Below are 14,056 nucleotides of genomic sequence, written 5' to 3'. Positions count from 1 at the left end.
ATAAATTCTTGATTAGAATTTATAGTTTACAGATAAATTAAACATAGTTCCTAATTGGCTAAAATGTGAACCATCATAGGTCATTCTGGAATAACGTTGATTAAAAGTAATTAAGTTAGATTGCCCTTTAACAGCTGCAGGATCTGCTAATATTGCTGCTCCTGCTTCGTTTTCGGCTACAAATTTCCATTCTGGTAAAATATTAAATAAGTTATTTACATTTAATGCAATAGTTAGTTTTTCTGAAGCAGTAAAATTAACGCCTAAATCAGTAACGATTTTAGCAAGAAATTCGGTTTTAAGATTTGGTTTGTCTTCATTTCTAACTGTTTCGCCATTAGCATCTCTTACGAAGTTTTTAGCAATAGCAGTATTACCGAAATTAGGACTAGCTGGATTGGTAATACTATTTGGATCTGTGTCAGACAAATCTTGATATAGTACTTCATTAGTTAGTAAACCGTCTTGATTGAAAGTAGCTTTTCCTAAATAAGTATTATTAAGAGAAAAACCAAACTTACCAATTTCATAATTTGCTCCTAAAATCCATTTTGTTTTAGGTCTTGATGTAAAGGTCAATGAATTTAAAATATCACTGAAAGAACTGTTGTTTTTCATGCCAGAAATTCTTTCGTTTTCAAAAGTAATATTTCCTGATAAATTAAATCCTAATTTACCTTCTCCTAAACCAATATTGCTATAACCTGTAACAACATCAAGCCCTGTTGTTCTAGAATCAAAAGCATTAGAAAAATAGGCAAGACTACCAATACCGGTTTCAAATTGTCTGTCCCCTAATGTTACTCTGTCTTCTATTTTTATATTGTAGTAATCAACTGTTAAATTAAAATTTTTGAAAGGTTTTGCTCCAAGTCCAACGGTTATGCTGGTTGATTTTTCTGGTTGCAATTGAGAAACGCCTAGTTTACGAGCTTCTGGCGAAACATTATTAACGATTCCACTTACTTGAATTCCTTCTCCAGGAACAAAAGAATACTGCGATTTTTGAGTGTAAATCTGGTGTAAAGTTGGTGCTCTGAAACCTGTAGAAACAGATCCTCTAAACGTAATTTTATCATCAAGAAACTTATATCTTGTACTTGCTTTCCAAACAGTTGCTCCACCAAAATCACTATATTCTTCGTGGCGAACTGTTCCGTTTATTAAAAAGTCTTTTGTGATATCAAAAGCAACATCAAAATAAACCCCTAAGTTATAACGGTTCCATTTTCCTGAATTTTCAGGTCTGTTTCCTGCAAAAGAGTCGGCACCAGCACCGTCCCAGGAAGCTTGGTCTCCTTCGAGAACTTCAAAAGTCTCTGATCTAAACTCAGATCCAAATCCGATACTGATTTTATCCGATATGATTTTAGAAATATCTATATTTCCTACCACATGATTAAAAGAAGTTCCACCTGGTTTAAAAGAAATAGGGCTGTTTTCTCTATAAGTTTCGTTGCCATCTGCATCAGGAATACTAGATCTGTTTACAGAATTGTTTACAGCATAAGTTTGTTTATTACCGCCTACAGTCACACTAGCATCAGTATTCCATCCATTTTTTACGTTTTTGAAACCTAAAGTTCCATTATAATCAGATAAATTTCCTTCGAAAGTTGGTCCATATCCATCATAAGACGGATTTGCCGGATCGCCGTTTCCAAATAAATCATTTAGATAAGGATCACCGGATAAAGGTCTCCAATATGGAGTTCTGAAATTGGCAAATGAGTTTACTTTTTTATACACATAAGCTGCGTTATAGTATAAGCTAGTATTATCACTAATTTCATTTCCACCATTAATTAAAAACTTCGCTGCAGCAGTTTCCGGAGAACCATTAATGTTTCCTGCATCAGGATGTCTGGAAAGAAATTCCTGAACATCTGCAATATCAGCACCAAAATCTCCGGCTTCACCTTCTGCATCAACAGTGCCAGGTCTGTTTGCCAAATTTACTTTAGAGAAATCGATAGTATAATTTAAAAAGCCTTTTTCTCCAACGGTTGTACCGCTATTTAAACTTACACCCAACATTTCTCCATCTCCTTCAGAAGTAATTCCACTTCTTACTGTTACAGATCCGTTTGAGTTGTTTTTCTTTAAAATGATGTTCATAACTCCCGCAATTGCATCAGAACCGTATTGGGCAGAAGCTCCATCACGAAGAATCTCAACTCTTTCGATAGCATCTGTTGGAATCGCAGAAATATCTGCACCCGTTTCTCCACGTCCCGGAGAAGTCTGGACATAAAGCAATGAGCTTAAGTTTTTACGTTTACCATTAATAAGGATTAAAGTTCTGCTTGGTCCCAAGTTTCTAATTTCATACGGATCCAGTAATGATGTAGCATCATTTACAGGAGTTTGTACGGTATTAAAAGAGGGAATTTTGTATTGCAGTGCTTTGTCAAATGTTGCTTGCCCCGTAGATGTTAAGTCTTTGGAAGATAATACATCAATAGGTAATGCACTGGTTGTGTTACTTCTGGCTGCTGTTCTGGAGCCTGTAACAACTACTTCGTCTAAATTTTGCCCTCCTTCCTCAGATAAAGAAACATCAATTTTTGGAGAGTTTGCCAGCTTTGTTACACTATTATAACCCATGTAGGTAAAAATTAATGAAGCACCTTCCTTAACTGTAATTTTATATGATCCATCAATATCGGTACTAACACCGTTATTTGTACCCTTTTCGACAATGTTAACACCAGGGAGAGGTGTACCGGTATTATCTTTTACTACACCCGAAATTTGCTGTTGTGCAAAAATAATGACGGTGTTAAATAGAAATAATAAAATTGCAGTTTTTTTCATGTTTAATGTGATTTGGTTAAAAATTATTTGTTGTTTTTGTTAAAAATTACCATAAAAATAGTGTTATTTAACAAAAGTTTATAAAAAAGTTTTATTTTTTTTAAGAAAAGTACTAAAAAAACATATATCGTCATTTTTTGTTTATTTAAGAGGTATTAAATCTTATATTTGCAAAATTTTAGGGCTAAAATCTATCATTTTAGCAAAAAAATAAAAAGAAGAAAAAACGTTCAAATTAGAGGCTATATGTTTGAACAATAGCCTAGTAATTACAGTGTCTGACAAAGCTAAATTAAGTAAAACAAATATTATCTACATATGAAAGCAGGAATTGTAGGATTACCAAATGTTGGAAAATCAACATTATTTAATTGTTTATCTAATGCAAAAGCGCAGAGTGCCAACTTTCCGTTTTGTACAATTGAACCTAATATTGGTGTTGTAAATGTTCCGGATCCAAGAATCAACAAATTAGAGGAATTGGTAAAACCAGAACGTGTACAAATGGCAACAGTTGATATCGTTGATATTGCAGGTTTGGTAAAAGGGGCAAGTAAAGGGGAAGGTCTTGGAAACCAGTTTTTAGGAAACATCAGAGAGTGTAATGCTATTATTCACGTTTTACGTTGTTTTGACAATGATAATATTGTACACGTTGACGGAAACGTAAACCCAATTCGTGACAAAGAAACAATCGATATCGAGTTGCAGTTAAAAGATTTAGAAACAATAGAAAAACGTTTAGAAAAAGTAAAACGTGCTGCAAAAACCGGAAACAAAGAAGCGCAGACTGAAGAAGCCTTATTGAACAGAATTAGAGAAGCTTTATTGCAGGCAAAATCGGCGAGAACAATTATTCCTCAGTCAAATGATGAAGAAGTTCTAATGGAAGGTTTTCAGTTAATTACAGCAAAACCGGTTTTATATGTTTGTAATGTTGACGAAAATTCAGCTGTAAACGGAAATAAATATGTAGATCAGGTTCGTGAGTTAGTAAAAGATGAAGACGCTGAGGTTATTATCCTTTCAGTAGGAGCAGAGGCTGATATCACTGAATTAGAAAGCTATGAAGAGCGTCAGGTTTTCCTTGAAGATATGGGATTAACAGAACCGGGAGCATCCGTTTTAATTCGTGCTGCTTACAAGTTATTAAAACAACAAACTTACTTTACAGCAGGTGTAAAAGAAGTTCGTGCCTGGACCATCAATATTGGAGCAACAGCACCACAGGCAGCAGGAGTTATCCACACTGATTTTGAAAAAGGTTTTATTCGTGCGGAAGTTATTTCTTATGACGATTACGTTCAGTACGGTTCTGAGGCAAAAGCTAAAGAAGCAGGAAAGTTCAAAGTAGAAGGAAAAGAATATGTAGTAAAAGATGGAGATGTAATGCATTTCCGTTTTAACGTTTAATCTTTTAGATAAAAGAATCAAGAAGAAGAAGATTTGACTGCTGGAGAAATTCAGCGGTTTTTTTATGTTTTAATTCGTGAAAAGAGAAATCAGTTTTAATCTGCAAAATCTGCGAGGAAATAAATAATAAGCACCTATTTCCAGCTTTCCATTTCAAGATTTTTTCCAAATTTATTTTTTTGCCAGGCAATAAAAAGAGCTTCTTCCAGTCGCTTTTTTATCACCGCAAAAAATATAAATTCAAAAAAAATGCTTTCCATTGCAATCTGGGGTAGTCAGCAAATAGAGGGCTTTTTATTTTAAAAGAAAGAAATGAAAACAAAATTTGAAAACTAAAAAAAATTTGGCTCAAAAATTGGTTACAGAAAAATCAACCAATAACTAAATCTAAAACCAATCAAAAATGCTAAAAAAAACTTTCAAATTTCTCGGCTGGACACTTTTCGGAATTTTCGCTTTCCTTGCGTTGTACATTTCATCAGTTCTTCTAATTTCAAAAATCACTGTGAATTCTGATATCGCTCAGGCAGAAGAACAAAATGCTGTTCCGATTTATATTCTTTCCAACGGTGTTCACACAGATATTGTGGTTCCCGTTAAAAACGAAATTAAAGACTGGCGAAACGAAATCCAGTTCGGTCAGACGAAATCAAAGGATTCTTTGATGAATTATATCGCTTTCGGCTGGGGTGACAAAGGTTTTTATCTTGATACGCCCGAATGGTCAGATTTAAAAGCAAGTACAGCATTAAAAGCCGCATTTGGTGTAAGTTCGTCTGCAATGCATACCACATTTTTTAAACAATTAAAAGAAAGCGATGACTGCAAACGAATCCTGATTTCAAAAGAAAATTATCAAAATCTGGTAACTTATATTTCAGATAGCTTCAGTGATTCTCTTCATCCTCAATGGATTCAAGGTCACAGCTACGGAAAGAAAGATGCTTTTTACGAAGCAAAAGGAAGCTATAGCCTTTTTTATACCTGCAATACCTGGGCAAATAACGCATTAAAATCCGCAAATCAAAAAGCAAGTCTGTGGACAGTTTATGATAAAGGGATTTTTTGCCACTATAAATGATTTTCCTATGAAAAAGTCAATTTTAATTATAGCAGTAATAGTATCAATAATTTCTTGTAAAAAAGCAGATGCCTATGCTTGTGCTGATTGTGTGAATTTATATTTTGAAAATCCTCAACCAGATAAAGATTCTGAATTAGATCGTTTTCCAAATAAATTTAGAGGATTGTATATGAATAATGATTCGACTTTTATTAGAATTGAAGAAAGCAGAATCTTAAAAGAGTACTTTTATAAATTCAAAGTTCATAAGCTCACATTAGACTCAACAAAGTCGGAATATGATATCGTTGATGGAAAAATTGTAACAAAGGAAACGAAAGATAAATTTGATATGTTTTCAAAAGGTGATTCAGTAGAATTAATTCAAAAACATATTGATACTTTGTTTCGGTTTTCCCTTTATCAAAAAGCAAAACGAATTGATAGACAATTGATATTAAGTAGAAAAGATTCTATGTTTTGGAATATTCAGTTTCTTTCAATTGAAAAAAACACATTAAAATTTAAGAACCTTTGTGAAAGAGAAGATCTTAAAAAACTTGATTCTGTTACTAAAATAAAAGGTAAAATGCAGGACTATACTTCTTATCTGATTAAACCAACAAGAAGCGAATTCAAAAAGATTTTAAAAATTAAAAAGTTGGGTTTTGATCAGGAATATAAAAAGATTTCAAAATAAGGTTCACATGGTAAAAATGTAAAAATCGATTAAAAATCAGGAATTAAAAAATTTCTAATATTGCTTAAATTTGAGATAATATCAAAAAAAAATTAGCAAAAATGGAAAAGCAGAATATTTTCTCAAAATCATGGTATTTACTAAAAAAGACTTTTTTTGCTTTTTTGGATGATGATGCAATAAAATTAAGTGCTGCATTATCATATTACACCATCTTTGCATTACCACCATTATTAATCATTATTATAACCATTTGTGGTTTCTTTTTTGGAGAAGAAGCAGTAACAGGTCAGCTGTATGGTCAGATAAATGAGCTGGTAGGAAACGAAGCTGCCAAACAAATTCAGGAAGCCATAAAGAATGTACAGCTTTCAGACAGTAATGTTTTTGTGACGATTTTTGGTGTTATTATGCTGCTTATAGGAGCATCCGGAGTTTTTGCTGAAATTCAGAGTTCCATTAATTATATCTGGGGATTGCGTGTAAAACCCAATAAAGGTTTTAAAAAATTTGTACAAAACAGACTAATGTCTTTTTCGATGATAGTTTCAGTAGGTTTTTTGATGCTGGTTAGTTTAATACTCAATGCTACTTTAGATGTTTTGAATGCAAGATTGAAAATTTACTTCCCGGAAAGTACTGTATATCTGTTTTATGTGACTAACATCTTAATCGTTTTAGGAAGTATTGCGCTTCTTTTTGCTATTATTTTCAGAACACTGCCTGATGGAAATATAAAATGGAAAGATGCTTTTATTGGAGCCGGTTTTACATCAGTGCTGTTTATGATTGGTAAGTTCGCTATAGGTTTTTATTTGGGAAGCTCTACTATTGCTAATGTGTACGGCGCTGCAGGTTCTGTTATTATAATTTTGGTATGGGTTTATTATTCGGCTATCATTTTATATTTTGGAGCTGAGTTTACAAAAATCTATGCAAAAACTTTTGGAGGTAATATTTCTCCAAATGATTATTCTGTCGAAATTAAGAAGGAGATTTTTGAAATTCGTAAATAAAAAACTGGGTGCATTTTTAACACCCAGTATATTCATTGTAAGTTATTGGTATCTTTTGTCAGTCAGGGTTTTCATAAACGCTACCAAAGCAGATTCTTCTTTTTTGGTTAGTTTAAGCTGGTCAAAAGGTAAGGTTTGGTTCTCTACTGCGTAACCTAAACCTTTTCCGCCTCCCTTATTATAAAAATCTACAACTTCTTCTAATGTTGTAAATACACCATTATGCATATAAGGAGATGTTTTGGCAACGTTTCGGATAGAAGGTGTCTTAAAGGCATTTTTAAGCTGATCCATTTTAAACTGATTGTACTTTCCTAAATCCGGACTTATTTCTTTTGCGGTTTTATCTTTTGGAGTTCCAATTACTTCCTGTTCAGTTTTACTGTAATTAGGAGGTACAGTTCCGTTAAATAAAGGAATAAAATGACAGGTAGCGCATTTTGCTTTTCCTGCAAAAAGATTAAATCCGAGTTTTTCTTCCTCACTAAAATCATTTGATTCACCTCGCATGTATAAATCAAATTTGGAATCAAAATCATTCAAAGAGCGAATGTAAGAGGCAATTGCATTTTGTAATTGCCATTCTTCGATTTTATCAGTTTCAGGATAAGCTTTTTTAACTAAGGCTTTGTATTTTTTGTCATTATTGATAAAAGGAATAATTTGGCTGAATGAACCATGCATTTCCTGTTCATTTTGTACAACATCAACGCTTTGTTTTTCTAAATCAATTTGTCTTAAATCCCAAAATAATGCATTTTGTAAACCCGCATAAGTAAGGGTAGGAGTATTTCTCGGCAAATCGAAACCATCTAAGGAAAGATTTGTTTTTCGTCCGTCTGTAAATGCTTTTTCAGGAACATGGCAAGTTGCACAGCTTCTTTTTTGATCTTTTGAGATTGATGTATCGAAAAATAATTGATTGCCTAAAGCAACCTTGTCTACAGAATAAGCATATTCTGTAGAGGGAATAAAAGCATTAACATTGAAAGCATTTTTTTCAAAAAGAGTAGCAGCATTTGGGTTGACTGCACTGTTTTTATTGATATTTGTAATGTGGTTTTGCTTTTGCAATTCAAAAATTGTTTTCGAAATTACATTCAGATAATCTTTAATGAATGTTGCTCTGTCAAAAGTATTAAAGACTTTGTTTTTGGAACAATATGAAATGCTGTTTGCAATTGTCTTTTTTAATTGTGACTTTAAATCTGAGGATTCCTTAGAGTTATTTTTGCAGGTTTTTAAAACGATTGTTTGAATTGAGACAAGAACAGGAGCAACTTCATTTATTGATTCCTGTGCTACAGGAGAATCAAAACCGGTGATTCCTAATGTTAAAATTCGGTAAACCTCAAATCGGGCGGCATCGATAACATGTTTTTCTCCAATACTTATAGCGTCTAAATGTTGTTTTACTTGTACAATATTTGCACGCATTATTGCTATTTCACGAATCAGATTTGTTTTATTAGTGATGTCGTATTTAGGAAAAATCAGTTCTTCGATGACCTGAAAGCCATTTGGAGGCAAAAATTTATTCTCTTCAACTTCAAGCTCATCTAAAGCAGGACCATTAATAAATCTTGCTGTTTCGGGCACAAAATATTCAACTGCCCATTCTGTTTTTTTATATAAAGTTCTGGTTTCTTTAAAACAATCCTGAATTTTTTTGGAATCTTTTTCGTTTTCAGCAAGCTTTTTGAAAAGCACTATTTTGTTTTCAAGTTTTTCCAGGTCAATCAAAAGATCCTGTTTAACAGAAGTTTCAGTTTTTTCTTTTGTACAGCTTGTAAAAAAAGTCAGAAAAGAGAAAAGAATAGGAAAAAATATGTTTTTGATAAAATCAATTTTCATTGTAGGATACTTTAATAAATAGCAAAAACAACCCAGTAGAAAACTGGATTGTTTTTGTTGTAATTGTGGTAAAATTATCTTTGTACGTTACGAATAATTACAGTTTGGCCTCCTTCTTTATTTGTGCTCACTCCTGAACCATCTGCATTTTTGAATGCATCATTTTGCCATGTATGAGGATGAATATTTAACGTGAAAGTATCCGGGATACCAATAACATCAGATATATCTTCCATTGCACCATATTCCCAGCTTCCAAATCTCATTTCACCAGATTGATTGTATGTGCTATTCCAGTAAGTATCATTTCTTTTGTGGTTCATGTTTAACCAAGGTTTATTGGTTTTTTTAGCAATATTATATTGCCAGATATAGGAATCATGTTTTGCATTACCATAATAACTGTCCCCATCTTCCTGAATATAAACGTAGTTTTCTGTTACACAAAGGTTATCAGGATTGATAACACCAGTTCCAGGTGTAGAATCTCCTTCAACAACTAATTCAAGTTTTCCTTTTAATGGATCTTTTGCATCCAATACTAATTTATATACTCTTCCCCACATTGTGTAACCTTCTACAGGATCAGTGCCATTTGAAGATTGTCCCGTAGCGGTAAAATAAACTTCTCTGTTGTTTTTTGCTGATCCTTTTCTGTAATCAATGTCTTCAACTCTTGAGAAACGTATTGCTTTTAAATTATTTACCGTTGTATTAATTTCAGCTCCTGTAATGTTTTTGGCATTCGGAATTTCAACAAATGATACATCGAAAGAATTTCCGATAGTCATAGTAGTTTCTACCTGAATGTTATCATTTCTTTTTAAGGCGTATAATTTTCCGTTATTTAAATCTCCTACAGTAGAAACATACATAATTACCTGACCGGCACTTGCATGAGAAGTAGCGTAAGATTGATCTTCTCCCATTATAATGACAGTTTTACCTGGATATGCTTTTTTGGTTAGCGGAACAGCGTTTTCCATACTTGCTTTTCCTAAGGCAGGTAAAACCCTGTCTTTTCTGTTTTTATCTGTTGCTGGTGCAAGTGGGTTGATACCGTGAACCATACTTTCCTGTCCGCTTTCTCCTGCGGTTAAAAATATAGGGCCAAAACCATGAATTTCAGGTGTAGCCAAAGTTGCAGAACAAAGTCTCGTTTGTCCTCCAACAGCATCAACGATATAATCTCCTTTTACAGGTTTTAAAGTTTTGTCAAAATAAACTCTTGATACCGATTGTATGATTTCATGGTTAGTAATCATTATAAAACCATCACCGCTCGGATCTTTCATAAAACCGGCTCCATCGGGCTGCCCAGCATAAATAAATGAAGGACTCTCCGGTAATGCGTCTGTTGTTGAGATTAAAGTTGAAATTTCTAAATTTTCGAAGCCTGGCTGGGCAAATACAAAAGCGGGAATATTTGATTTAGTAGTAAAATCAATTTCTTCATTTATTTTATTGCTGTCATTATCATCATTCTGACAACTAATTACAGCAAACCCTGTAATTCCAAGTAATGCAATGGATCTTAAAAATTTAAATTTCATAACTGTTTTTTTGTTTTTTTGATTGAAGCAAAGCTATCTCCGAAAAACAAAATGTATGTTATGTTAAATTTTTCTTATTGCTAATAAATGATAAGAGATGTATTATGAAATAGTTAAAATGTACAAATAAATGTAAATTTAAGTTTCATAAAAATATCTTAATTATTTAAAAAGCTGATTTAGAGAAACCTCTTTTTTCTCTCTCAGTTTTTTTATAATTTTTAAAAAAGCGATGGCTGTAATATAAGCGTCGCCCAGTGCAGTATGACGGTCTTTTTTTGAAATATCAAATTTATCAGCCAAATCATCTAATGTGTAATGATCTTTTCGCTCAAATAAATGTGATTTTATTAAGGTTTTTTTATACAAAATCCCTGTATCAAGGGATTTGTTTTTTAATTCAGGAAGACCATTTCTTTCCAAAGCTTTATTGATCATAGTTATATCAAAATAAGCATGATGTGCAATAATAATTGCACTTCCTAAATAGTGTAGAAATTGTTCTAATGCTTCAGCCTCAGAAGGGCGTTTTACAATAAAATCTTTCAGGATACCATGAATCTGGGCAGTCGACTCATCATAATGATCCTGTTCTATATAAACTTCAAAACTGTCCTGAACTGAAATAGTGCCATTTTGCAATACGAGTGCTCCAATACATAAAATGCGGTCGTTTGTAAAATCAAAACCAGTTGTTTCAGTATCGAGAACGACAAAACGTGTTTCTTCAATAGTTACGTTTTCATCGAAAAAATTTTCTTCTTCCTTCTGCCAAAAATTAAATAGACTCATTCTTATACAATATTAGAAACATTAAAACGTACCGAAATTAATTCCTGAAGTTCTTTGATGGTTTTAAAAGTTCTTTTCAGTTTTATTTTCTCCATTTTCGAAAGGGATTCCAAAGCAATAAACTGCCCTGAATCATGATGTAAAAGCCCTTGTTTGGTTCTGAATTTCAATAAGGCTTTAAACGAATACGAACACGATAAATAAAGTTCACGATTTTGAGGTTCAAGTTCTGCCAGTTTTTCAAAACGTTCCGCTGTGTTGCTGATGGATTTTACCGAATGCGATAAAATTAAAACCCTTGCAGCATCTGTCAGAGGCATTAAGGCTCTTCTTTTAATATCGAACTGATCTTTATTGGCGCCATCCTGTTCAACTAAAAATTGCCTGAAAAATCCGGTTGGGGAAGGACTCTGCAAAGCGCCGCTCACCAAATGAACATAAAAAATAGGATTCGCCTTTACATTCTCAAATATCGAATCTGATAACTGGTCTACAATTTCACGGTTTCCGTATTTTACACTGTAATCAAAAAAGATAAAAGATAACAGAACTTCATTTTTACCCGGATTTTTAATCCAGTATGCTACCTGATCCTTCCATTCGTTCAGACTCATGCACCATTTTGGATTAGAGGCCATCATTTCGGCAGGGCAATATTCGTAACCAATAGTAAAAAGTCCTTTGTTGATGTAGGTTGCTAATTTTAGAAAATAGGCTTTGGTTTCATCCTTAAAAACTTCGGAAACGTTTTCATATACAATCGCATTATCCTGATCGGTATGCAGCATCTGCTCATCACGACCCTGACTGCCCAATGCTAGCCAGGTAAATTTTACAGGAGGCGGTGTATTCATTTTTTCCAGCGAAATATCAATAACACGGGTTACACAGGCATCATTTAATTCGGTTATGATTTTTGTAATCAGTGTCATCGGGATATTTTGGTCAAGATATCCCTGAAGCAATTGCATGATTCGGGCTCTTATAGGTTTAATCTCCTTAACTTTTGTCGTCCTTTTTAAAGCTTTGATCAAAACTGCCGGATTATTTCCCAGCGAGACCATAAGGTCGTGTTTAGACAAAATACCAACCGCTTTTGTATTAACAGTTCCGTCTTTGGTTAGGCACAAATAGCTTATATTACTTTTAATCATCGCCATTTGAGCCTCGGTAACCGTCATTTTTTTGGAATACGTAATGACAGGAGATGTCATAATTGTTTCGGCTGTTGTCGTAATAGGGTAGTCGCCGGAAACGATTTTGTTACGCAAATCTTTATCCGTAATAATTCCGATTGGGAGCATCTCGTCTACAATTAATATCGCTCCGACTTTTTTCTTGGTCAGTATTTTAGCAATTTCTTTTGCAGTTGTTGATGGACCGCAAGTAACAATCTTTTTTGAAAATTTTATCGGCTGTAAGTCAAATATTTCTTTGTCGGTATTCTGTTCATGCTGAGCAATCATTTCACCGTATAAATTGTTTTTATGGACTTCTGAATAAGGATTTTTAGTATTCGAAGCATAACTTTCGATCAGGAAATTCCCAATGGCTTTATTTTCTAATGCATACGGCTTAAAAACTGCAATTGGAATCGCGTATAAAATGCTTTCTTCATAAGTACTGGCCTCCATAACATAATTTTCCTGCGCAAGAAGCGGTCTTAATCCAAAAATATCACCTTCATCACACATGTCCAGGGTTTTTTGATTCTTTTTAAGGGCAACAGCTCCTTTGTGGACTACATAAAAGGAATCATGGGTCTTTTCGTTTTCAGAAAAAATCACTGAATCCTTTTCTTTATATATGATTGAAATCTGTTCAGATAATTTTTCAAGATCTTTTTGATTCAAAAGATTAAAAGGAGGGAAGCTCTTTAAAAAATCAGCAACTCTATGCGAAATGGTATTTTTCATGTTGGATTACGTTCTGAATTTAGAATTAGAAAACAGTATTGTAAAAGAAACAAATTTCAATATCTATTCAAACTATATTTTTTGAAAAATCAGGTTTATTTGTGAAACAAAAAAGTTCCTCAAGGGAACTTTAAAATTTAAGCTATAATTTTTTCTTTCGTATTCGCATATTGATAAATTCGACAGCCAGAGAAAATGTAATGGCAAAATACAAATAGCCTTTCGGAATAGCTCCAATGTGTTCGCCAATCAGCTCGGCATTAGATAAATGCATGCTTTCAGTAATCAGCATAAACCCAATCAGGATTAGGAATGAAAGTCCCAATATTTGGATCGAAGGGTTTTTATTAACGAAATTTCCAACCGGAACGGCAAAAAGCATCATAACGACAACAGAAATAATAACTGCTGTAATCATGATAGTCAGTGCACCTTCAACGCCATTCGTCATACCAACAGCGGTTAAAATAGAGTCAACAGAGAAAATTAAATCGATTAACAGAATTTGTACAATAACATTCGAAAAAGATTTCTTTGCAGCAGATTGGATGTTCTGTTTTTCTTCTCCTTTATGGTCTACTTTTTCACTGATTTCTTTGGTACTTTTATATATCAGGAACAATCCTCCTAAAAATAAGATAATTGCCTGTCTGGTAAAATCAGCTTCAAACCAGCCCCAGTGAATACTGAATACTGTAGCTTTCATAGCAATCAAATACGAGATTCCCAATAGCAACACAATTCGCATAAACATAGCCAGAAACAAACCAATCCGGGTTGCTTTTTTCCGGTCCTGCTCAGGTAGTTTTCCTGTAACGATCGAAATAAAAATGATGTTGTCAATTCCCAGAACAATTTCCAGAAATGTCAGGGTTAGTAATGCAATTAAAGCATCAGGGTTTAAAAATACTTCCATGTAAATTTTAATTTAC

The 14,056-nt window shown here is 33.3% G+C and carries 10 protein-coding genes; 4 read left to right on the top strand and 6 right to left on the bottom strand.

Translation table 11 applies throughout. The features are described 5' to 3' along the window. Positions 1-12: 12 nt before the first annotated feature. Entirely contained in the window at positions 13-2,817 is a 2,805-nt protein-coding gene (locus BXU10_RS22075; protein ID WP_078229635.1) for a TonB-dependent receptor, read from the bottom strand. A 318-nt stretch (positions 2,818-3,135) separates the two neighbouring features. Here BXU10_RS22075 and ychF point away from each other — a divergent pair, with 318 nt between their 5' ends. From ychF to BXU10_RS22055, 4 genes are all read left to right on the top strand, one after another. Further along, positions 3,136-4,230 carry a redox-regulated ATPase YchF gene (gene ychF / locus BXU10_RS22070; RefSeq protein WP_078229634.1) on the top strand — a complete coding sequence of 365 codons (1,095 nt, stop codon included), beginning with the start codon at positions 3,136-3,138 and terminating at the stop codon, positions 4,228-4,230. 403 nt (positions 4,231-4,633) lie between these two features. Further along, positions 4,634-5,311: a TIGR02117 family protein gene (locus tag BXU10_RS22065; RefSeq protein ID WP_078229633.1), complete on the top strand. Its 678-nt coding sequence runs from the start codon at positions 4,634-4,636 to the stop codon at positions 5,309-5,311. 7 nt (positions 5,312-5,318) lie between these two features. After that, the gene (locus tag BXU10_RS22060; RefSeq protein ID WP_123922081.1) at positions 5,319-5,993 is read left to right on the top strand and encodes a hypothetical protein; all 675 of its coding nucleotides are present in this window, start codon (positions 5,319-5,321) and stop codon (positions 5,991-5,993) included. Positions 5,994-6,094: 101 nt separating this feature from the next. Then, on the top strand, positions 6,095-7,009 hold the full coding sequence (locus BXU10_RS22055) for a YihY/virulence factor BrkB family protein (RefSeq protein ID WP_078229631.1): 915 nt from the start codon (positions 6,095-6,097) through the stop codon (positions 7,007-7,009). 42 nt (positions 7,010-7,051) lie between these two features. Here the strand turns inward: BXU10_RS22055 and BXU10_RS22050 are convergent, their stop codons facing one another. From BXU10_RS22050 to BXU10_RS22030, 5 genes are all read right to left on the bottom strand, one after another. Beyond that, positions 7,052-8,863 (bottom strand): cytochrome-c peroxidase, encoded by a 1,812-nt coding sequence (locus BXU10_RS22050; RefSeq protein WP_078229630.1) that lies wholly within the window; start codon positions 8,861-8,863, stop codon positions 7,052-7,054. Positions 8,864-8,937: 74 nt separating this feature from the next. Beyond that, positions 8,938-10,416, bottom strand: a complete 1,479-nt coding sequence (locus tag BXU10_RS22045) for a hypothetical protein (protein WP_078229629.1) — start codon at positions 10,414-10,416, stop codon at positions 8,938-8,940. 162 nt (positions 10,417-10,578) lie between these two features. After that, positions 10,579-11,208, bottom strand: a complete 630-nt coding sequence (locus tag BXU10_RS22040) for a PolC-type DNA polymerase III (protein WP_078229628.1) — start codon at positions 11,206-11,208, stop codon at positions 10,579-10,581. A 2-nt stretch (positions 11,209-11,210) separates the two neighbouring features. Continuing rightward, complete coding sequence (locus BXU10_RS22035) at positions 11,211-13,124, bottom strand: DUF294 nucleotidyltransferase-like domain-containing protein (protein WP_078229627.1); 1,914 nt, start codon at positions 13,122-13,124, stop codon at positions 11,211-11,213. Between the two features lie 142 nt (positions 13,125-13,266). Beyond that, positions 13,267-14,040, bottom strand: a complete 774-nt coding sequence (locus tag BXU10_RS22030) for a TerC family protein (RefSeq protein ID WP_078229626.1) — start codon at positions 14,038-14,040, stop codon at positions 13,267-13,269. Positions 14,041-14,056 lie beyond the last annotated feature (16 nt).

It is taken from the genome of Flavobacterium sp. LM4 (assembly GCF_002017935.1).
Lineage (GTDB): Bacteria > Bacteroidota > Bacteroidia > Flavobacteriales > Flavobacteriaceae > Flavobacterium > Flavobacterium chungangense.
Note: the sequence above shows the minus strand (reverse complement) of the source record. Positions and strands in the feature narration are given on the sequence as shown.

Coding starts and splice junctions, on each gene's coding strand:
- ychF (WP_078229634.1), top strand. CDS start 3,136: ATGAAAGCAGGAATTGTAGGATTACCAAATGTTGGAAAATCAACATTA.
- BXU10_RS22030 (WP_078229626.1), bottom strand. CDS start 14,040: ATGGAAGTATTTTTAAACCCTGATGCTTTAATTGCATTACTAACCCTG.
- BXU10_RS22055 (WP_078229631.1), top strand. CDS start 6,095: ATGGAAAAGCAGAATATTTTCTCAAAATCATGGTATTTACTAAAAAAG.
- BXU10_RS22075 (WP_078229635.1), bottom strand. CDS start 2,817: ATGAAAAAAACTGCAATTTTATTATTTCTATTTAACACCGTCATTATT.
- BXU10_RS22045 (WP_078229629.1), bottom strand. CDS start 10,416: ATGAAATTTAAATTTTTAAGATCCATTGCATTACTTGGAATTACAGGG.
- BXU10_RS22035 (WP_078229627.1), bottom strand. CDS start 13,124: ATGAAAAATACCATTTCGCATAGAGTTGCTGATTTTTTAAAGAGCTTC.
- BXU10_RS22040 (WP_078229628.1), bottom strand. CDS start 11,208: ATGAGTCTATTTAATTTTTGGCAGAAGGAAGAAGAAAATTTTTTCGAT.
- BXU10_RS22060 (WP_123922081.1), top strand. CDS start 5,319: ATGAAAAAGTCAATTTTAATTATAGCAGTAATAGTATCAATAATTTCT.
- BXU10_RS22065 (WP_078229633.1), top strand. CDS start 4,634: ATGCTAAAAAAAACTTTCAAATTTCTCGGCTGGACACTTTTCGGAATT.
- BXU10_RS22050 (WP_078229630.1), bottom strand. CDS start 8,863: ATGAAAATTGATTTTATCAAAAACATATTTTTTCCTATTCTTTTCTCT.